Genomic DNA, 20,710 nt, shown 5'->3' on the forward strand with positions numbered 1-20,710 from the left:
TCATAAAATTAAAAATGAAAAGAATATTCATAACAGGATTTGCTTTATTGGCACTATTTCAATCAAAAGCGCAAAACGTTACTACTGATTCTACTAGTTATAAAAGCAAAAAATTAAAATTGGAAGAAGTAAATTTAGTATCAAGCTACTATAGTCAGGATGGAAACAATTCTGCCGTTACCGGAGGGATTGGTTCTGAACATCTTACCGACATTGCCAATACTATTGATGTTAAATTAGTCAAGTATGGAGAAACAGGCATTAAGCATACCTTTGATATTGAAGCAGGCATTGATCATTATACCTCTGCATCATCAGATATGATTGATTTGAGTGCCAATTCATCTGCTTCATCTTCAGATAATCGTTTTTATCCCTCTTTGACATACTTCAGAGAAAATGAAGAAAAAGGACGAACAATTGGAATTGGCGTATCATCATCAACTGAGTTTGATTACCAGTCTTTTGGAGGAAACATCAGTTTCTCGCAAAAAACAAAAGACAAAAACGGAGAATTTACAGCTAAGTTTCAAACCTTTATCGATCAGTTAAAACTAATTGAACCCGTTGAAATTCGTCTTCCGGGAAGTGAAGGCTATGAGAGTGCCAACCGAAATACTTTTGCAGGAACTCTAAGTTACGCTCAGGTTGTAAACAAAAATCTGCAAATAATGATCGTGGGTGATGTTATCAGTCAAAATGGTTATTTGAGTCTTCCGTTCCACAGGGTTTATTTTACAGATGGTTCTGTTCATCAGGAAAAAATGCCGGATACCAGACTAAAAATTCCACTAGGAATCAGGGCCAGTTATTTCTTAGGTGATAATGTAATTATCCGCGCTTACTACAGGTATTATACTGACGACTGGAGTCTAAAAGCCCATACCGCTGATCTTGAGATTCCTGTAAAACTAACTCAGGCATTCTCCTTAAGTCCGTTTTATAGATATTATACTCAAACCGGAACTAAGTATTTCAAACCATACGGAGAACATACTGCTGCCGACGAATACTACACCAGTAATTATGATTTGTCAAAGTTTGACAGTAGTTTCTTTGGAATGGGTATGAAATTTACGCCACTAAACGGAATCTTTGGTCTTAAGCACTGGAATACTTTAGAGATACGTTATGGACATTATACAAGGACTACTAATATGACATCTGATATTATAAGTATCAATATTAAATATAAATAGTTAAAAACTTAATTCATATTACATTCATTAAAAACCACCAAAGTTGTTGACGATGGTGGTTTTAATTTTAGCTAATCAGTGCTCTTTTGTTTAAGAATCATTTTGCTCAGGAATTGACCAAACTTTAAAAAAGAACTGTATATAATTTTGATCTAATAAGAAATTGGAGCGATACCTTTTTTACCACAAAAAAATAAGGAGATTTTAATGCAGTTCTCATATAAAAAAAATAAAGTTACATACAAATTCACATCAATCCCCAACAGGACATCCAAACCAAATTCTTTAAGCCAATCAAAGACAGACCCTAAACATAATACGCCAATCTCTTCAAATCTTCGATAAATTTTATAGAAATTTGTCCCGTCGATCACTTAAGGAGACAACTATTATATAGTTGTCTCTTTTTTTATACACAAATTTCTAGATTTTTCAAGCCTTTACAACCTAACATTTTATGGTTCGAATTTTTCATAACAATTCTTAGTCTGTTTGAAATAAACAGTCTAAAAGTGGCTTTATTTGAGATTTAATCGGAGCTGAACGATGGTTCGAAGTCCTCTTAAGGATATAGGATTTTTTTCTCTTTTGGTTTATCGCAGTTTTTGATGTTAAATATAAAATAATCCCAAAATGGACTTAATACATTTTCTGTCACAAAAGCTAAGGCGAATTTCAAATAAATAAGCTATCGCGGAACTATCCATACATATTTTTTACCTCAGACATAACAAAGGTACTTTGGGTACTCCCTATACTTTCAACTGATCCCAATTTATTAAACACAAAATCCTGATAATGCTTCATGTCTTTGGCGGAAACTTTCATTAAAAAATCGTAATCACCTGAGATATTATAACATTCCACAACTTCTTCTATTTTCATAATATCACTAACAAATTGATTCCCGATATTACGATCGTGCTGTTTAAGTTTGATATTACAAAAAACAATGAAACCTCTATTTAATTTTTCTGCATCAAGCAGGGCAATATATTTTTTAATATATCCGCTGTTTTCCAATCTTTTAATTCGTTCAAAAACAGGCGATGCAGAAAGATTTACCATTTTAGCAAGCTCTTTTACAGTGTATTTAGAATTATCGTGAAGTATATTTAATAACTGAAGATCAATATCGTCTATTTGTACCATAGAATATTACTTTAATTATGTTTAATTTATTTTTAAATCAGAATAAAATTCTTCAAATATAACCCAAAACAATACAAAAATCTTATTTTACAGAGGTAAAAAACACAACAACCTTCAAAACGTATATTTACAGTATAAAAATCTTAATGGTAATATTTTATAGCAGGGAGCGCTATCCTTGGTGCCTTTATCAAAAAAAGAGAAAGGGCCACGTCATTAATAAAACTATAATTCTTTTCGTCGAGCCATACCCTGAGCAATGATGCTGGCGGCAATCAATTGCAAGGCATGGTAAAGCATGAGCGGCAGCAATACGATGCCGGTGATAGTACTGTGCTGAAAAAGTACTTTTGACATAACGGTGCCGTGTACCAATGACTTTTTAGACCCGCAGAATAAGACAGTAATACGGTCTTCATCTGAAAAACCAAGCAGGCGGCTCAGTAGTCCGACACAAAAGAATACGGCAAAAAACAACGCCATCATCCCTGCAGCGAGTCCGGCAAGTTCAAGGGCGGTGAAGCCTTCAAAAAGATGTTCGGAAAATGACTTGCAAAACGACGTGTAAATAATCGTTAGAATAACTGCCTGATCGAAATATTTGAGCTGTTTCTTGTATTTTTCGGCAATGACGCCGAAACGGGAATTGAGACTTATCCCAATGATGACAGGCAGCAAAACTTGCAGAATCAACTTTATGACGATTTGAGTGACATCAAAATCGCCTGTCGCAGAAGCAATAAACAGTCCAACCCAGAGAGGCGTAACGACTACTCCAATCAAACTGGAAATGCTTGCATTGAAAATGGCTGCAGGAATGTTTCCCTTAGCGATGGAAACCATGACCACCGAAGATGAAACTGTGGACGGTAACGCTGCCAGAAAAAATACGCCCCGCCAAAGCAACTCGAAGCCGTTATTAACAAACAACGGGCGAAATGCCAAAACAATGAGCGGAAAAAATAAAAAGGTTGTCAACTGGACGACAATGTGCATTTTCCAATTGGAAAGTCTGGCTTTTAGTTTCTCAACACTTAGACGTAAGCCATAAAACAAGAAAATCAACGAAACGCCTACATTGGCAATCTCCTCCAGCGAAACAGGTTCTTTGACCATACCTGGCTTTGGCAAAAAATAAGCCATCAGAATCATGGTGGCTATCATTAACAGGAAACCGTCGAAACCTGCTTTTTTTAATACTTCTAATAATTTCTTCAATGTGTTTAAATATTATTCCTCCGTGGAGGCACGGAATTCATTATTAATATATTGAGACTAAATTCCAAGTTCTTTACGTATAATTTCTGCTCCTGCGCTTAAAGCACTTAACTTGCCTCTGGCTACATCTCTAGATAACGGTGCCATACCGCAGTTTGTAGAAGGGTAAAGATTTTCGGCATCTACAAACTCAAGAGCTTTACGCAGGGTAGCAGCTACTTCTTCTGGTGTTTCGATATTGTTGGTTGCCACATCAATGGCACCGACCATTACTTTTTTACCGCGAACAAGTTCCATTAAATTTAAAGGCACATTGGAGTTGTGACATTCTAAAGACACCACATCAATTTTAGATTTTTGAATTTTCGGAAAAATTTCTTCGTATTGTCGCCACTCTGAACCTAGTGTCTTTTTCCAATCAGTATTTGCCTGTATTCCATAACCATAGCAAATATGAACCGCAGTTTGACAGTGTAAGCCTTCAATGGCTCTTTCTAATGCCGCCATTCCCCAATCGTTTACTTCATCAAAGAACACATTAAATGCAGGTTCATCAAACTGGATAATATCTACCCCTGCGTCTTGAAGTTCTCTTGCTTCTTCATTGAGTGCTTTCGCAAATTCCCACGCCAATTTTTCCCGGCTTTTATAATGGTCGTCGTACAAGGTATCTACCATCGTCAGCGGGCCTGGCAATGCCCATTTTATAGGCTTATTGGTCTGTTTACGTAAAAATTTAGCATCTTCAACAAAAACTGCTTTTTGACGTGCAACCTCACCTACAACCACTGGAACACTCGCATCATAACGGTTACGGATTTTTACTGTTTTACGATTTTCAAAATCTACACCGCTTAAATGCTCGATAAAAGTCGTTACAAAATGCTGACGTGTCTGCTCGCCGTCACAAATGATATCTAGATCTGCCAATTGTTGTTCCTGCAGAGAAATTCGTAAAGCATCTTGTTTCCCTTCAAGTAGCTGATCGCCTTCTAATTTCCATGGTGACCAAAGTTTTTCGGGTGGAGCAAGCCAGGCAGGTTTGGGTAAACTTCCAACAATAGAGGTGGGTAATAATAATTTCTTCATAATAGTATAATTTTAAAGCGTTGTAATCAATTAAAGGGCAAAATTAGCAGACCATTGTTCCAGGAGACTTTTGTAAGGCTTAATGAAATGCTCTTCTGCATATTTACCCTGTTCAACAGCCAGTCGGCTGCGCTCTTCGCGGTCATAAACCACGCGAGTCACTGAATAATCTTCGTGTTTAAGAGTAGGTTGATAGATTTTCCCCGCCACTGAATTTGCATTGTAAATTTCAGGGCGATAAATCTTCTGGAAAGTCTCCATTGTGCTGATTGAGCTGATTAGTCCAAGATCAGTATAATCAGCAAGTAGATCTCCGGAATGATAAAAAGCCATCGGTGCCACACTATTGGGAGGCATGAAAAAACGAACTTTTAAGCCCATTCTAGAGAAATATTCATCAGTGATAGAATACTGATCCTGCAGATACTCAAAACCCAGAACCGGATGCTGATACGCAGTGCGAGTATAAGTTTTGTTGCTCGATACACTTAGACAAATGATCGGTGACATCTTAAAGTGCTCTTTATAAGTGGCTGAACTCACAAAGCATTTATAAAGTTTTCCGTGCAAATCACCAAAATTTTCAGGAATAGAAAAATTAGATTTATTTTTATTGTGCTCGGTCAATAAAATACTGAAATCATAATCACGAACATAAGAAGAAAAATTATTTCCGGCAATACCTTCGATACGCTGACTAGTCTTGCGGTCAAAAATATTCGTTTTTAAAACTTCAATCAACGGCAGATTGTTAATACCATTCTTATCATCAATACTCATCGTTACTGTGATGATTTCAAGTTCTACAAGGTAACGATCAGCTTTTGGATTATCCAAATGAGCCAATGCATTGAATCGATTGTTAATCATATTTAATGCATTACGTAAGTTTTGTTGGCGATTACCTCCTCTGGCCAGGTTTGCAAAATTGGTTGTCAAACGCGTTTCACTTGAGGGGTGATAGTTTTCATCTAAACAAGTGCTCTTTAGTGTGAATGCAAAATTATTCTTGATTGTATTCTGGGTGTTTTCAATATTTTGCTTTTCGTTTATTCCCCTATCTTCTTGTATGTTAGCTTTCATTTGACGATAATGTTTAGTTTTTTTACCCTGCAAATTTGAATATAAAAGATTAAATATTTTTATTTATACACAAAATCAGTTAATTATTCTTTTTACATCAATATTTAAAGATTATTAATCTTTAAATAAATATAATAATGAATGAAAACAGATAAATATTCTTTAGTAACCTAAGATGATTGATTTGGAGTTTCCCAGAGCACTTCAAAAACTCGAAAAAGAAAACAATATCATTTATATTTGCCAAAATTTAAGATAGACATAGTAATGAATTTGATAGAAAATTTAAAATGGCGCTACGCCACAAAAGCTTACAATAACATTAAAGTAACAGAAGAGAAGATCGATCAGATCTTAGAGGCTATAAATCTTTCAGCATCTTCTTGTGGTCTGCAATCTTACCGTGTTTTTGTTGTAAGCAACCCGGAAATCCAAAAGAAATTAGGTGCTGATTCGTATAATGGACAGATTAACTCTTGCTCTCATTTGTTGGTTTTCGCTGCATTCACTGACATGTCTTCGACTTACATTGACGATTATATGGCAATGACAGAAAAGCAAAGAGATCTTGACGCTGGTGCCTTATCAGGATTTCGAAATGGATTGCATTCATATTTCAGCGCTATTAACGCAGAGCAAAAAGCACTTTGGGCTGCCAAACAGGCTTATATTGCACTAGGAACTGCACTTATTGCTGCAGCAGAATTGAAAGTGGATGCCACTCCTATCGAAGGATTTAATGCTTCTATTATCGATGAGGTTTTGGGTTTGAAAGAGAAAGGGCTGCATTCTGCAGTTATCCTCGCTTTAGGATATCGTGATTCGGAAAAAGACTATATGGCAGCTACGAAAAAAGTTCGTTTACCTATAGATGAAATGATAACGAAAGTTTACTAATAGCTACTAAATTTATTATCGAGAAATTTATCAAATGCTATTACAACTTAATAAATTTACAAAATTCATACGTTTTAACATTTAACCTTAACAAGACATACAAACTGCTTCTTAATAAAAAAGTAAAATAATTATCTTACAAATCAACTTGAAAATAAACCAATTTCTTTAAATCCTGTATAAAATGTTCATGAAATTGTGTCGTCGAGGTCACAACGACAAAAGCTTCAGAGAAATCTGGAGCTTTTTTGTTTATTTTAAATTTATAAAATAGCACCTGATTGAGATGCGGGTGGTACGTCTGAGACATTCGCACAGCATTTCGACTGAACTCTTCGAAGAACAGGGAGGTGTATTTTCTAAAAACCATGTAAAACATTTCCATAAAAAAGCCCACAAAATATGCACCTTGCAGGCTTTTAAAATTTCAGAAGAATCTTGACGATTCGTAATTTGAAGTTTAATTCAATGAGTCCATTATAGGAACTAACTCAGTATCCTTTAATTGGAAAATTTCTTCGCCTTTTAGATTGATTAAATAATCTTTTCCGTCTTTTTGCGCGATTAAACAGCCATCATTTTTCAGATAACCAATTTCCTTGTATTTTGGCGCTAAGATGATTTCGCCTTTTTTGTCTATTAATCCAACAATTTCATCATTGTATTTACCCATAGAAGAAAATCCTCTCTTGTTATAATAGGCTACGCCGTTTTTAAAAGGCCAGACATTTCCAGTAAATTTGAAATCGATGATAGTTTTGTTAGTAGGATCTACAAATCCCCAATAGCCATTTTTTAAAACAGCAATTAATCCTTCTGTGCATTCATGAGCGCCATCATAAATAAGGGGAATTATAAATTCTCCATTTTGATTGATTAAGCCGAATTTTTTGTCTTTTTCAACAACTGCCAAACCTTCACTGAAATCTTCTACTTCGTAATATTCAGTTGGCAGAATTTCTTTTAAATCACTGTTTAGGTAGCCTTTTTTCTTGTTTTTTTCCGTTTCATAAAACCCTTTGTAGTAATAAATGTTGGTGAAAGTAGGATCAACTACAAATTTTCCGCTTTGATCAATAATTCCGTATAATTTATCTACAATTGCAATGGCATAATTATTATGGAAACTATATGCGCCGTCAAATTTTGGTGCTATAATTTCTTTTTGCTGTCTGTCTAAAAATCCAGATTTACCGTCTTTCTCAAAAACGATCTTGTTTTCGCTGTAGCCAATTTCCTGAATGGCATCGCCTATACCAAATGTACTGTATTTAAAATCAATAATTACTTTTCCATTTTTATCGATTAACCCAGTCTTTTCATTTTTAGAAGCAATAAATGTTCCGTCGTTCAATAATGTTATTGAATCGTAAATAATAGGAATAACCACTTTATTTTTAAGATTTATCCAGCCATATTTTTCGTTTAATTGTACTCTGACTAAATCATTCTTCATATGATCAACATAGTCATATTTAAAAGGGACAATTACTTTGTTATTTTTGTCAATAACGCCGTATTTTCCGTTTAATTGAGCAGGAAAGTAGCCGTTTTCATCTTGACCAAAAGAGTCGTAAATTGCTGGAATTACGATTTGGCCTTTATAGTTTACTTTGCCAAACTTGCCTTCTCGTTCAAATTCGTAGTAGTTTGGAATTTTATATTGTTGCGAAAACATTGTAAACGTTGTCAACAGTAAGAGTATTTGTTTTTTCATTTAAAGTTTTTTTTGGAATTGGGTAAAAGTTATTGTTTTATCTGAATAAAAATCAAAAGCTTAGTTTTAAGGCTAAAAATCATTTCAAAAATAACATAAAAATTTAGGTTTTAAAAATGAAAGAATCGTATTCTAAAATTAAGATGCACATGCGATAATACTATTACATTACTAATTTCATCATTTAGTAAATGATAAAAATTTCATAGTCTCGAACGACTCGATTTTTAATAATTGTACCTTAAAAAAGAAAGATTCAATAACTGTGAGAAAGGCGTTTGAAAAGGAGTTTAGAAAGCTTCCTGACAACTTAAAACTGTCTTTGACCTATGACAACGGAACAGAGATGGCGCAACACAAAACCTTTACTAAAAACTCCAAAGTAAAAGTCTATTTTGCCCATCCCTATAGTCCGTGGGAAAGACCAACAAATGAGAATACAAAAGGATTAATTAGAGACTATTTCCCCAAAGGAACTGACTTTAATTTAATATCAAAAAAGCAACTCAAAGAAGTGCAAAATCAGCTTAATGAAAAACCTAGAAAAACCCTAGAATATGAATCACCACTAAATACAATTAGCCGATTATATATGAACCAAAATTTTATTTAATAATTAGCTAAATTCAAATCCCAAGTTATTGGGGTTATGCATTTTTCTAGAATTTATTTTACGATAACTTTTTTAGTAACACGTTTTGCATTCTCTTTTTCGATTACAATAAAATAGATCGCTGGAGAGAGATTACTACAATCCACTGCCAAAGTACAATTACCTATTGCAAATTTTTGAGAAGCTATGTCTTTAACCGCAGCCCCACTAGAATCAACTAATCGAACAGTTATATTTTGTTCTTTTTCATTATAAAACTCTAAATTCGTATTGCCATCAATAGTTGGGTTAGGAAATACGATTATTTCGGTTTCGTCCGATTCAATTTGCGTTACAAATTCTTTTGATGTTGCCATACGATTGGTAGCAGCTGCAAATGCAATATAACCATTACAATGCATCATCTGGCTGCTTCCGCCACCACCACAAGCGTTGTTTGAATAAAATGCTGTATTAACCGTTTGATTTTCGGCTTGTAAAACCGCACTATCCACTTGCAAATAATCTACTTCTACATCTCTATTTGCGATATCATTTACAACTTCTAGACGTACAGCACCTGTAGTTGTTGACGACGTGCTATAATTTGCAAAAGCCGTAGTGAGGTTGTATGTAGCAATTACATTTCCGTTGATTCGCAATTGTAATTGAGCACCAGTAGCAGTACCACGAGCTCTAGTTACAAAATTACGAGTTACCACAGTAGTACCACAACCACCAAATGGAGCGGGTGCAGGACAACAAGAAAGCGATGGGCGACCGCCTAAATAAGATTTTAACCATGTCATTGCTGGGCGATCTACAAAATTTCCATAAAGTAATCCAGAATCAGTTCCGCCAGCACCAGAGACACCATTACCATTGATCCAAGTATTTCCTTGAATATAACCCCACAATGTAATACCGGCTACTCTTGGATGTTCCCAGGCTACTGGAATTAGACTAGCGTAAACATCTCTTTGTTTGGTCTCGTTAGGATTAGCGGGTTGGTCAAACTCAGTAATATGAATTGGAACACCAGTTTTTGTCCAGATTTCATCGATACATGCTTTAAAATTTGCAGCAGTTAAATTTTCAATACCATGTGCCTGTAAACCTACACCATCAATCAGATTTTTTGTTCCATTTGTAAGGTTTGGAGCATTTTTTACAGCATTTACCATCGCAATATAAGGTGCACGACAGTTGTTCCAGTTCATTTCTACATTGTATTCATTAATCAATAACGTAGTATTTGGAAAATTTTTTCTAGCCAATTGAAAACACCAAATTACCCAACCATATTGATTATTGATATCACCTGCATTGGCTGGTTCTGCTCGATAACCTGCAGTAAGAGCTGCCTTATAATTAGCTGTCATTGGGGTATTTACTGGCTCATTTAATACATCAATCATTTTTAGACCGCCCAAAGGGTTGTAATGATCAGCTGTGGCTTTTATGAAGGCTTGTACCGAAGCTTGTATCGTTGCTATACTAGCACTTGCAACCCAACCTGGTGTTTGATTACCCCAAACTAAAGTATGAAACTTGAATAGTCCGCCACTGTTTTTAGCTTGATTGTAAGACACATCCGAACCAGACCAATTGTAAACTCCTTTTGTACCTTCAATCGAGCCCCATTTTGAAGCATTTTCACTAGTAGTCTGATTCCAAAATGTATTGTAATTACTTGGAACACTGTTTTGAATAATATTTCCAAAATATTTTCCTTTACATTTTCCCAATTGAGCTTGCGCATTATTGCCCAATACTATAACTACTATTACTAACAATACCCACTGAATTCTAATTGAAATTCTATTATTTTTCATAATTATGTCTTTTTATGTTTTTTATTAATATTATATGTAATCTTTATTTCTTAAAAGTTTTGCATTAATCCTAAATCGTAAGGAATTTTGATATAACTACCAAAATTTCCATTTACCACACCTTGTATAAGGACTTCACTTACGAAATATTAATTATTAAATGGATTTTAAGAAATCATCTTTAATCTACAAAATGTATATGCTTCCTTGTTCTTTTTTACAGTATCACATTATGAATATTGATATAAACGAATTAATAAATTTAATCCTACTTAATATATTCCAAAAGTAATTGGAAATTAAAGTTCACACCTATCGTAATGTTACAAATGCTTTACACTACGTAACATTCCTTACCAAATTGAGAAATAAGAATATCTTTTAATGAAAGCCCATTAAAAAAAATGAGGTTTGAGAATATCTCGATCTTGAAAAGTAGTTTAATTTTTATTGCGTTATAAGAAAGTTTAAGAATCTAGCAAGTCAAGTTTTTTGTCGTACTAAGGTTCAAAACTTTATATTGCCTTAAAAATAAAATAATTCTTGCTTCGATCTTCTAGAGGACATCCAAACCAAATTTCTCGTGACATTGAAAGACAGGCATTACTAATAGTAAGCCAATCTCTTCAAATCGTCCATAAATTTTACAGAAATTTGTCCCGTCGAGGTCACTTAAGCCAAATGGTGTCAATTGAAGACAATTGACGCCATTTTTTTATTTAAAAAACTATAATAAATATATTAGCTAATTTTGTTTTCGTTTACTTTTTTTATTACCTCTAATGCATGATATAAGCTTTTTTCAAAAAAGCTTTTATAACATACTTTTCTAATAAGAGAGTTCCTTGTTATATACTCATCAAGTAACTAACTAAATTTTCCTTTGTATCCAATCCAATTTTTTTTCTTAAACGGTGACGTGCAACTTCTACGCCTCCACTCGAAATATTCATGATTTCTATAATTTCTTTAGTAGACATATTCATTAGTAAATAGGTAGACAGGTCCAATTCCCGGGGTGAAATTGTAGGGTGTTTTTCTTTTAATCTTTTCAAAAAATCAAAATGGACATTCTTAATGTGTTTTTCTAAATCTTTCCAGCTCTTATCTGAATTTACCTCTTTTACAATACTTTTATTTAATTTAATAAATTGGATTTTGGTTTCATCATCAAATGATTCGGCATTAAAATCTTTTAGTTTGTTGATGATTCCATTTAGAATTTTGTTTTTCTTTACCACTTGTAGGGAATTGCTAACCAGCTCTTTGTCTTTTGCTAAAATCTTGGTTTTAAGCTTGTCATTTTTTAATTTTTCAATTTCTTTTTCCAGTTCATATTGTTCTTGTCTGATTTTTGATTCTTTTTCCAGATAAAGTTTTCTTTGCACCACAGTTTCATAATATTTATTTTTCCGGATTTTCATTTTTACCCTGTTACGTATAAAAAATATTGATGTAACAGCAAGTAAAATATAAACTAAATAAGCTAAAAAATGTCTGTACCATGGAGGCGAAATTGTAAAATTCAATATAGTTTGCGCCGATTGTTTACCAAAATTAGTCCGGGCTTTTAATTTCATTATATAATTACCCTCCCTTAGATTGGTATATTCTTTATTAGTATTAGTCGACCAAGCGCTCCATTTAGTATCGAAACCTTCCAGTTGATATGAAAATTCAAGATTTTCAAGATTTTCATAAGAAGGGGATGAAAATGTAAACCTAACGTGATTTGAGGCATAGGGTATTACATATTTTTCAGCTATTTTTTTCTTGTTTCCAAAGATTAGCGTATCACCTGAAAAGGCAAAACTTCGTATAAAAACGGTAGGTTTAGTTTGGGTATCGTTAACTAATTGGGAATTATAATGCGCTAATCCGTCTTTTAATCCTATAAATATGTTACGCGAATTAATGGTATTTACAGAAATAAAATTACTAACTAAATTCCTGGTTAAGTTGGAAAATGGAGTAACAATATTTCTATAACTGCCATTGTGGTTTTTCATTAATTCACCTAATGATTCATTGTATGTATACCAGAGATTTCCAATGGCATCTTCTGTTAAAGAGCTAATTTTAGGAATGTTTTTAAATACCTGACTCATTTTTTTATCTTCATAAAACAGGTCCTGCTCTTTTGAATACCTGTAAAAATGATTGTTTGTTTGAAAATAAATGCTGTTATTTATTTTCTGAATCGTGCCTATCCCTTTTTCATTAGCCGTTAAATCATGTCTCGTTTTTATGAATTTAAATTTTGTAAAATCATCTGATACTATCATCTGATATAAGGACTCGTCTGTTTGTAACCATAAATAATCGCTGTCTAGTTCGAAAGATATTGATGATTTATTAAAACCCTCAATTTGATTTTTAAATTTTAAACCACCAGGTGTCTTTTCAAATACAGCAAACCCCTTATAATTCGACCCGATAACAAAATTTGGCCGGCCAGGGATCGTTTGAAATCTGAAATAACCATTTTCGTCAAGCACTTTTATAACCTTTCCTCCCTTAATTACTAATGCTGCTATGTTGCTGGCGCAGATCAGTTCGTTATTAATAACCTGTACATTCCATGCCTGGGCAGCTGTGCCGTTAACCAGGGTAAAAACATCTTCTTTAAATGTGTCATTCCATGAATGATAAAATACGCCCTGATTTGTAGCAACATACAAATAGCCACCATATATTACCGAGGCATATACAGTGCTTATATCATAACTGAATCCGAAATATGTAAAAGGGGAGCTTTCATTGATAAAGGCGATTCCATTATCAAGGCCAAGCCAGAGATTATTTTTACTGTCAAGGAAAGAAGTAAGTACCGTATTGTTTTGCAGTCCTTTTTTTCGATTAATATGCTGGATTATTCTCCCCTTTAAATCACATATAATAATCCCGTTTAAAACTGAATTGAGTACAATAAATTTATCTTTTATGGCAACTCCGCCAAGCGAACTATTCTTTTTGATAAAACCATTCGCTTCAGTATCCCATGGTATTATTTTTTCATTATCATAAAGAAAAAGTCCCTTATTTAAGGTAGCAACGAGCAGTTTGTTATCAGGCATAGGAAAGATACCCCAGATTTCTGTATTATTAAAAATGTCCGTGTTTTTTAGCTGAAATAATTTCCCGCTTTTGTATTCTAGTACTCCCTTTGTAACATCCTGAAAATACAAATGGTTGTCGACCTGGAATGAAAATTGGAATCTGGCGGGCGCTTCCAGTATTTTGAGTTTGTTGTTTTTAAAGATATAGGCCCTTGTAACTGACTGAAAAAGGACTTCTCCTTTATGTATGTGTATCTTCCAAATAATTTCACTTAAATTGATATTTTTTTTCTTTATCATTTTAGATAACGAAAAATACTCCAGCTTTCCTTTAGAATTAGGCTTAAAATAGCCAAATTCACCATAACCACCCACAAAAATTTTACCGGATTCATCAATTTTCAAAGATTTAAGGGCTGTATCTGTCGTATTTGGCAAAGCATAACTGCTCCAGGAAGCCCCATCAAACTGAAAAAGACCATTATTATTAGCAAAATACAAATTGCCGTTTTTGTCCTGGTCAATATTCCAATTCTGCGTACCGCCCATATAATCGGATCTTTTATAATTTCGAATATCGGGAAGTCCAATGTTTTTGACTTGACCAAAAAAAGGCATTACAAATAATAGAAAGAAAAGTATGCTAAATTTTATCTGATTCATAATTATCTATTTTTAGTGTAGCCGCCAATTCACTATAAAAAATGATTGAACATTTTAACCCTAACTTGTAATACTTGCTATTACCAGCTTATCAAAAGGCTAAATTATCTTTTTTTTTAGCAATGTAATTTTATTTTGTTTTAAAACATTTTGACTTGTAATACAACTAAATTACAAATATCTATAAATCAGCGTATTAAAATAAAAATGCTAAGATTTTGTTTTGGTCTTATTGTAATGTAAAATTGAATTTGATAAGGTTTTGTTTGGGCATAATAATTCCTAAGAGCAAATAAATAGTCCTAATATCGCATCAATTACTAATTATTTAACCAAAACTTTAGAAATAATGAAATTATCAAAAAGATTATTTTTTTGTATTTCGTCAGTATTAATCTCAGTTTATGGCCACGCGCAAGATGCTACCATATCGGGGAAAGTACTTGATGATAAGAGGATGCCGCTACCTGGGGCATCCATAGTACTACAGGGAACAACATCAGCAACTGCAACAGACTTTGATGGGAAGTTCCAAATAAAGGCCCCAAAAGACGGAACTTTAGTAATTAGCTTTATAGGCTACAGGAACGTACAGGAAAAAATTAACGGAAGAAATGAAATTCAGGTTGAACTCCATCCTTCAACGCAAGACCTGACCGAGGTTATCGTTGTAGGGTATGGCACGCAAAAGAAAGGCCTACTTACAGGAGCAAGTTCTAATTTTAAAGGCAAAGATCTCTCAGCATTGAATACCGGAACGGCTATGGAAGCCCTTCAAGGAATTGCAGCAGGTGTAAGTATTACCAAAAACAATGGAGCGCCAGGTGCAGGAACCAGAGTAACCATTCGTGGATTAGGGACAATCGGTAATTCGAACCCTCTATATATTGTAGATGGTATAGCTGTAGGGAGTATAGACTACTTAAATCCCTCTGACATTGAATCAATTGATATTTTAAAAGATGCAGCTTCAGCAGCAATATATGGTTCCAGGGCTGCAAACGGTGTTGTGTTGGTTACAACTGTAAAAGGGCATAAAGGTAAAGCTGCAAAAATTAGCTATGATTCCTATTTTGGAATACAAAATATATATAAAAACCTGGATCCGTTAAATGCACAGGAATACATGTACATTATGGATGAAGGAAGAGTTAATGATGGTCTTGTACCAAATGACTGGAATGCAATCGTGCACAACAACAACTGGCTGGAAACTAATTATCCGGGAGCAGGCAAACAATTGGGTGATGACATCTCGAGTCAGCTTCAGGCTGATTGGAAAGGGACAAATTGGATTAATGAAATGTCAAAAAAGAATGCGCCAATAGTGAGCCATTCCTTAAACATTACCGGAGGCAGCGAAGATATTGTTTATTCTATGGGTGTTTCCTATTTCGATCAGGATGGTATCATTGGCGGAAACATTACAGATGCAGGTTTTAAAAGACTTACAACAAGATTAAACACTCAAATGGTGTTGAAAAAGAATGAACAGCATAGTATAATTACAGTTGGGGAAAATTTCACTTATACAAATACAGAAAACAGAAATGTTGCTACTGGCAATATCTATTATAATGATTTACATAATGCTTTAGTGCAGAATCCATTGCAGCCTGCTTATTGGCAACCCTCTGTCGACAGGAATATTAATGAATTTGGATATGCTCCTACATTAGAGGGTTTGAATGCCGGCCAAACGAACCCTTTAGCCGTAATGTTTTACAGAAATAACTATAATTATGGAAAAGGTAATAGTATCACAGGAAATGCTTTTGTCGAAGTTGAGCCAGTATTAAATTTAAAATTCAAATCAGTTTATGGAATGGATTCCTGGTTTGGACATAGCAGATCGATGAACCCAACCTATCATTTAGGGTTGCTTTTTAATGATGCTGTGGACGGGGCTTCACAATCCCAGTACTTTGGTGCTAACACAACCTGGACCAATACACTTTCATATGACACTAAATTTGGAAACCATAAAATTGCTACTGTACTAGGAACTGAATTAATTCGAAACCAAATTAATGATAACGTTAGTGGTTCTAGAAACAATCTATTGTTTCCCGGAGATCCAAAATATGCTTACTTGAATAATACGCAAAATCCTGATTCAATAAATGAAATTAGCACCAGCGGTGCTGATTGGGCTGCCGGAGGCGGAGCTATTCAGTCTTTCTTTGCAAGAGCTCAATATGATTACAAAGAGAAATACCTTATTTCAGCAACTATGCGTGCTGACGGTTCATCGAATTTTGCTGCGGATAACAGATGGGGTTATTTTCCTTCTGTATCAGCAGGTTGGGTGATTACAAAAGAGAATTTTATGTCAAACACCGCAGGGGTGCTTAATTTTGCCAAATTGAGAGGGAGCTGGGGGCAAAATGGAAATCAGTCAATTGACCCCTTTCAATATTCTGCCCAAATTGCTTATGTATCCCCTGGATACTTTTTTGGAGACACTAAGCCTGTTTCTGGCACAACTGCCTATCCTGCAAAAGTTACCAATCCTGATATTAAATGGGAAACTTCAGAGCAGCTGGACTTTGGCATTGATGCCAAAATGTTTGATTCAAGACTGGGAATTACTTTTGATTGGTATAAAAAGACAACGAAAGACTGGTTAGTTGTGGCTCCTATTCTGGGTACATTTGGCGCTGGTGCCCCTTATATCAATGGTGGTGACATTGAAAACTCAGGTGTTGAATTGTCTATAAACTGGAATGATAAAGTAGGTGATTTTAAATATGGCATTACAGTAAGTGGCGCCCATAACAAAAATAAAGTTACTAAAATTGCCAACGCTGATGGAATCATTCATGGACCAAGCAATGTACTTTCTCAAGGGACTTCTGAAATTTCAAGAGTACAAGTTGGACAACCAATAGGCTTTTTCTATGGCTTCCAGACTGCCGGTATTTTGCAAAACCAAAGAGAAGCGGATGCTTACGTGAGTCCCGTAAATGGCTCACCTTACTTTAATGATCAGCGTCCCGGAGACGTTCGTTTTGTTGATCAAAATAAAGATGGTTTCATTAATGAGGATGATAAGGTTTATTTAGGGAATCCAAATCCAGATTTTGAATTGGGTATTCAGTTGAATTTTGAATACAAAGGAGTTTATTTAAATACTACGATGGCGGGTAAATTTGGAATGCAGGTTATGCAATCTTACAGATCATTTGCCGATAATTTTGATCAAAACTATACCTCTGATATTTTCAATCGCTGGCATGGGGAAGGTACTTCAAATACAATGCCCAGATTGTCGGCTACATCAAACAGAAATACCAATTATGTTTCTGATATTTTCATGCATAATGCTGACTATTTGAGAATTAACAATTTAACCCTTGGTTATAATTTTAACGAGTTACTTTCTAATGTTAACTTTATGTCTAATCTGAAATTATACGCTGCAGTAAATAACCTATACACATTTACTGATTATAAAGGTATGGATCCGGAAGTTCGTTTTGGACATGATGCAAGCTGGGCTTCAGGGATAGATCTTGGTCTGTATCCTCAGGCAAGAACCGTAATGTTTGGATTAAGTGCCGATTTTTAATATAAATAAAAAGACAATGAAAAAATTACTATATATAATCGCTATTTCAACAATTCTTGTTGCTTCAGGTTGCTCTGATTATTTAGATTCTGAGAATCTTTACGGAAAAAACCTGGAAACTTTTTATAAAACACCTACAGACATCAACGAAGCAATGGCCGGTGTGTACAACGCAATCTACACTTCCAATGTTCACAGTGAAGAACAAATAGCGGCCAATTTGATGGATAATATGATGTTAGGCGGTGGAGGTCCTGATGATAAATCAGCAAAGTGGGTTGATAATTTTGAAGATCCGGCTGAAGACACTTATCGCGATATGTGGATACAATCGTACAATGGAATTTCAAGAGCTAACGCTATCATCGAAAAAACCCAGGATGCTGATTTCACAACGTTTTTTAAGACTACTGAAGAAGCTGACCAGTTTAAAAAACAGGCAATTGGCGAGGCTTTATTTATGAGAGCGTTTTTTTACTTTAGATTGGCTAAGTTTTTTGGAGGGGTTCCCCTAATTGTTTCTCTTGATGGGTCAAGGACTGTTGGAAGATCAACTTACAGCGAGACTTTTGCACAAATTGCTTCCGATTTAAAGTTAGCGATCGAAACAATGCCCGCTACATCATTTCCAAGTATTCCGACAGCCATGTATGGCCATGCTAACAAATGGGTCGCTGAGGCCTATTTAGCACGTGTCTATCTGTTTTACACAGGATATATGACCAATATAGAACAAAAAGCAACAACAGATTTGCCATTAGTTGGAGGTGCAGTGCTGAATGCTACAGATCTTACCTCTTATTTAAATGATTGCATCAATAATAGTGGTCATGCTCTAGTTTCAGATTTTAGAAATTTATGGCCTTATTCATACGTAAACAAAAGTGCGGGTAAAACTGTATTGCCTTGGGCTGCAGCTAATAATTTATCATGGGTTGGTCAGGATGGCAAAGCCCCTACTTTCGGTACAGGTAATCTGGAAACTATGTTTGTACAAAGATTTTCTTTTGGGGACTGGTCATGGAGTAATGGTAATATTTATACCAATAGGCTTTGTTTGTTCTCTGCAATACGTGATAATTCAATGGTTCCTTTTGGCCAAGGTTGGGGATGGTGCACTATTAATCCTAAATTATGGAACAATTGGTCAGATCTTGATCCAAGAAAAGCAGGGTCTATAATTCAGGTTGGTATAGCTGAACAGGGAACGGATAGTTATGCTGCCGATAAAGGGGATCACGAAACAGGGTTTTTCAATAAGAAATATACAGCTTTGCAACATCCTAATGCTGCCGGCAACAATGTAGGTATGTTTGTACAAATGTATAATTGGTCAAATACAGATATGCAATTAATGCATGCACAGGATTTTATCTTTATGCGTTTTGCGGATGTTTTATTAATGCATTCGGAAATTACCAAAACACCTGCCGGGATGAATGCTGTAAGAGCAAGAGCGGGATTGGGTGCGGTTGGTTATTCATTAGATGCTATTAAAGAAGAACGTTTACATGAATTTGCATTTGAAGGTTTGCATTGGTTTGACCTGATTCGTTGGGGAGATGTTACTACAGCATTCAATGATTCTTTCCCGGTAAGGAATTCCGGAACCGACGCAACTTATAATGTGAAATACAGAGCCGAAACTAAAGGTTTGATGCCAATTCCTGAAACGGAAGTGAGATTGTCAAATGGAGCTTATAATCAAAATCCAGGCTGGTAAAATCGAATAACTATCAATAAAAATATAATTATGAAAAATAGTAAAGTATTGTATCTCCTCCTTGCTTCGTTTATGTTGCTTTTTTCAGCATGCGATCCAATTGTAGAGGAAGATCATTTAGGGAACAATGTTAAAGTTGAAGATGTAGAACTCAAAGCCACCCAGACTACCACAGGTGGAAATAAAATTGTTCTTGAATTGCTTACCCCGGGGATTAGCGGACATTGGGATTATATGATAGGAAAAGCGCTAACTAATAGATATACAGTTACTTTTCCAGTCAAAGGGACTTTTAATTTTAAATACAAAGGGACTTTAGGGGCAGAGTTTTTCGAAAAAACAGTTCCTGTTACCATTAATGTATTGGATCATCCTGTAGCACCTGAATGGACAGCCTTGTTAGGAACAAATGCTGCTGCAGGCAAAACCTGGGTTTTTGATAAAAGTACACCTGGCAATTTATGGTGGTTTATGTCGCCTGGAGGTAATCCGGATGGTGCCATGACTGTCTGGTGGAATGCTGGAGATTGTTGTGGTCCAAGTGATTCTAACGGAAAAATGCACTTTGATTTGAATGGAGCGACAAATTATAATCACTATGAAAGTAATACAGCTGCACCAACTAAGGGTGGCTTTGTACTTGATGTAACAAATAAAACTCTTACAATTGTAGATGCAAAAATGTTAGGATCAGCAGCAGGGAATAAAAATGGCGTATATTCTATTGTATCGCTTACAAATGACAAAATGGTTCTTTATCTAAGCAATAGTGAGACCTATAATACCGGATGGACCTTTATTTTCAAACCTGAATAAATATAGTTAGTTTATTTTCGAAAGGGGACGATTAAATTCTTTCCCGTTTCGAATTTTTGCATCCTCAAGGTTATTAACATTGACCCTATGCGATTG

13 protein-coding genes are annotated in these 20,710 nt (G+C 34.9%); 6 read left to right on the forward strand and 7 right to left on the reverse strand.

Annotated features, from left to right (window positions below):
• Positions 1–14: 14 nt before the first annotated feature.
• Positions 15–1,199, forward strand: coding sequence for a DUF3570 domain-containing protein (locus ASC72_RS13860; protein ID WP_056191670.1), 1,185 nt, complete (start codon positions 15–17; stop codon positions 1,197–1,199).
• 699 nt (positions 1,200–1,898) lie between these two features.
• On the opposite strand, the gene ASC72_RS13865 is transcribed toward ASC72_RS13860, so the two are convergent.
• The 4 genes from ASC72_RS13865 to ASC72_RS13880 form a co-directional block, all read right to left on the reverse strand.
• Positions 1,899–2,351, reverse strand: a complete 453-nt coding sequence (locus ASC72_RS13865; protein WP_056191673.1) for an Lrp/AsnC family transcriptional regulator — start codon at positions 2,349–2,351, stop codon at positions 1,899–1,901.
• 225 nt (positions 2,352–2,576) lie between these two features.
• Positions 2,577–3,569 (reverse strand): bile acid:sodium symporter family protein, encoded by a 993-nt coding sequence (locus ASC72_RS13870; RefSeq protein WP_056191675.1) that lies wholly within the window; start codon positions 3,567–3,569, stop codon positions 2,577–2,579.
• A gap of 57 nt (positions 3,570–3,626) precedes the next feature.
• Positions 3,627–4,658 (reverse strand): methionine synthase, encoded by a 1,032-nt coding sequence (locus ASC72_RS13875; RefSeq protein ID WP_056191677.1) that lies wholly within the window; start codon positions 4,656–4,658, stop codon positions 3,627–3,629.
• Between the two features lie 30 nt (positions 4,659–4,688).
• A complete protein-coding gene (locus ASC72_RS13880) occupies positions 4,689–5,741 on the reverse strand; it encodes a DUF1852 domain-containing protein (RefSeq protein WP_117595793.1) in 1,053 nt (350 codons plus the stop codon).
• A 267-nt stretch (positions 5,742–6,008) separates the two neighbouring features.
• Here ASC72_RS13880 and ASC72_RS13885 point away from each other — a divergent pair, with 267 nt between their 5' ends.
• Positions 6,009–6,638, forward strand: a complete 630-nt coding sequence (locus ASC72_RS13885; RefSeq protein ID WP_056191679.1) for a nitroreductase family protein — start codon at positions 6,009–6,011, stop codon at positions 6,636–6,638.
• A 460-nt stretch (positions 6,639–7,098) separates the two neighbouring features.
• On the opposite strand, the gene ASC72_RS13895 is transcribed toward ASC72_RS13885, so the two are convergent.
• Positions 7,099–8,355: a WG repeat-containing protein gene (locus ASC72_RS13895; RefSeq protein WP_082564304.1), complete on the reverse strand. Its 1,257-nt coding sequence runs from the start codon at positions 8,353–8,355 to the stop codon at positions 7,099–7,101.
• A 223-nt stretch (positions 8,356–8,578) separates the two neighbouring features.
• On the opposite strand from ASC72_RS13895, the gene ASC72_RS13900 reads away from it, so the two are divergent.
• Positions 8,579–8,968 carry an IS30 family transposase gene (locus ASC72_RS13900; protein ID WP_371258459.1) on the forward strand — a complete coding sequence of 130 codons (390 nt, stop codon included), beginning with the start codon at positions 8,579–8,581 and terminating at the stop codon, positions 8,966–8,968.
• 53 nt (positions 8,969–9,021) lie between these two features.
• On the opposite strand, the gene ASC72_RS13905 is transcribed toward ASC72_RS13900, so the two are convergent.
• Together ASC72_RS13905 and ASC72_RS13910 are read right to left on the reverse strand one after the other, a co-directional pair.
• Positions 9,022–10,782 carry an endo-1,4-beta-xylanase gene (locus ASC72_RS13905; protein ID WP_056191687.1) on the reverse strand — a complete coding sequence of 587 codons (1,761 nt, stop codon included), beginning with the start codon at positions 10,780–10,782 and terminating at the stop codon, positions 9,022–9,024.
• Between the two features lie 848 nt (positions 10,783–11,630).
• Positions 11,631–14,504 carry a triple tyrosine motif-containing protein gene (locus ASC72_RS13910; RefSeq protein ID WP_056191689.1) on the reverse strand — a complete coding sequence of 958 codons (2,874 nt, stop codon included), beginning with the start codon at positions 14,502–14,504 and terminating at the stop codon, positions 11,631–11,633.
• 349 nt (positions 14,505–14,853) lie between these two features.
• Between ASC72_RS13910 and ASC72_RS13915 the strand changes: the two genes are divergently transcribed.
• From ASC72_RS13915 to ASC72_RS13925, 3 genes are read left to right on the forward strand one after another with little or no spacing between them, the layout of a single operon-like run.
• Complete coding sequence (locus ASC72_RS13915) at positions 14,854–18,075, forward strand: TonB-dependent receptor (RefSeq protein ID WP_056191691.1); 3,222 nt, start codon at positions 14,854–14,856, stop codon at positions 18,073–18,075.
• A 16-nt stretch (positions 18,076–18,091) separates the two neighbouring features.
• The gene (locus tag ASC72_RS13920) at positions 18,092–19,798 is read left to right on the forward strand and encodes a RagB/SusD family nutrient uptake outer membrane protein (RefSeq protein ID WP_056191693.1); all 1,707 of its coding nucleotides are present in this window, start codon (positions 18,092–18,094) and stop codon (positions 19,796–19,798) included.
• 30 nt (positions 19,799–19,828) lie between these two features.
• A complete protein-coding gene (locus ASC72_RS13925; protein ID WP_056191695.1) occupies positions 19,829–20,614 on the forward strand; it encodes a hypothetical protein in 786 nt (261 codons plus the stop codon).
• Positions 20,615–20,710: the final 96 nt, after the last annotated feature.

The organism is Flavobacterium sp. Root420, from assembly GCF_001427905.1.
Classification (GTDB): domain Bacteria; phylum Bacteroidota; class Bacteroidia; order Flavobacteriales; family Flavobacteriaceae; genus Flavobacterium.

Coding starts and splice junctions, on each gene's coding strand:
- ASC72_RS13860 (WP_056191670.1), top strand. CDS start 15: ATGAAAAGAATATTCATAACAGGATTTGCTTTATTGGCACTATTTCAA.
- ASC72_RS13865 (WP_056191673.1), bottom strand. CDS start 2,351: ATGGTACAAATAGACGATATTGATCTTCAGTTATTAAATATACTTCAC.
- ASC72_RS13875 (WP_056191677.1), bottom strand. CDS start 4,658: ATGAAGAAATTATTATTACCCACCTCTATTGTTGGAAGTTTACCCAAA.
- ASC72_RS13880 (WP_117595793.1), bottom strand. CDS start 5,741: ATGAAAGCTAACATACAAGAAGATAGGGGAATAAACGAAAAGCAAAAT.
- ASC72_RS13885 (WP_056191679.1), top strand. CDS start 6,009: ATGAATTTGATAGAAAATTTAAAATGGCGCTACGCCACAAAAGCTTAC.
- ASC72_RS13895 (WP_082564304.1), bottom strand. CDS start 8,355: ATGAAAAAACAAATACTCTTACTGTTGACAACGTTTACAATGTTTTCG.
- ASC72_RS13905 (WP_056191687.1), bottom strand. CDS start 10,782: ATGAAAAATAATAGAATTTCAATTAGAATTCAGTGGGTATTGTTAGTA.
- ASC72_RS13910 (WP_056191689.1), bottom strand. CDS start 14,504: ATGAATCAGATAAAATTTAGCATACTTTTCTTTCTATTATTTGTAATG.
- ASC72_RS13915 (WP_056191691.1), top strand. CDS start 14,854: ATGAAATTATCAAAAAGATTATTTTTTTGTATTTCGTCAGTATTAATC.
- ASC72_RS13920 (WP_056191693.1), top strand. CDS start 18,092: ATGAAAAAATTACTATATATAATCGCTATTTCAACAATTCTTGTTGCT.
- ASC72_RS13925 (WP_056191695.1), top strand. CDS start 19,829: ATGAAAAATAGTAAAGTATTGTATCTCCTCCTTGCTTCGTTTATGTTG.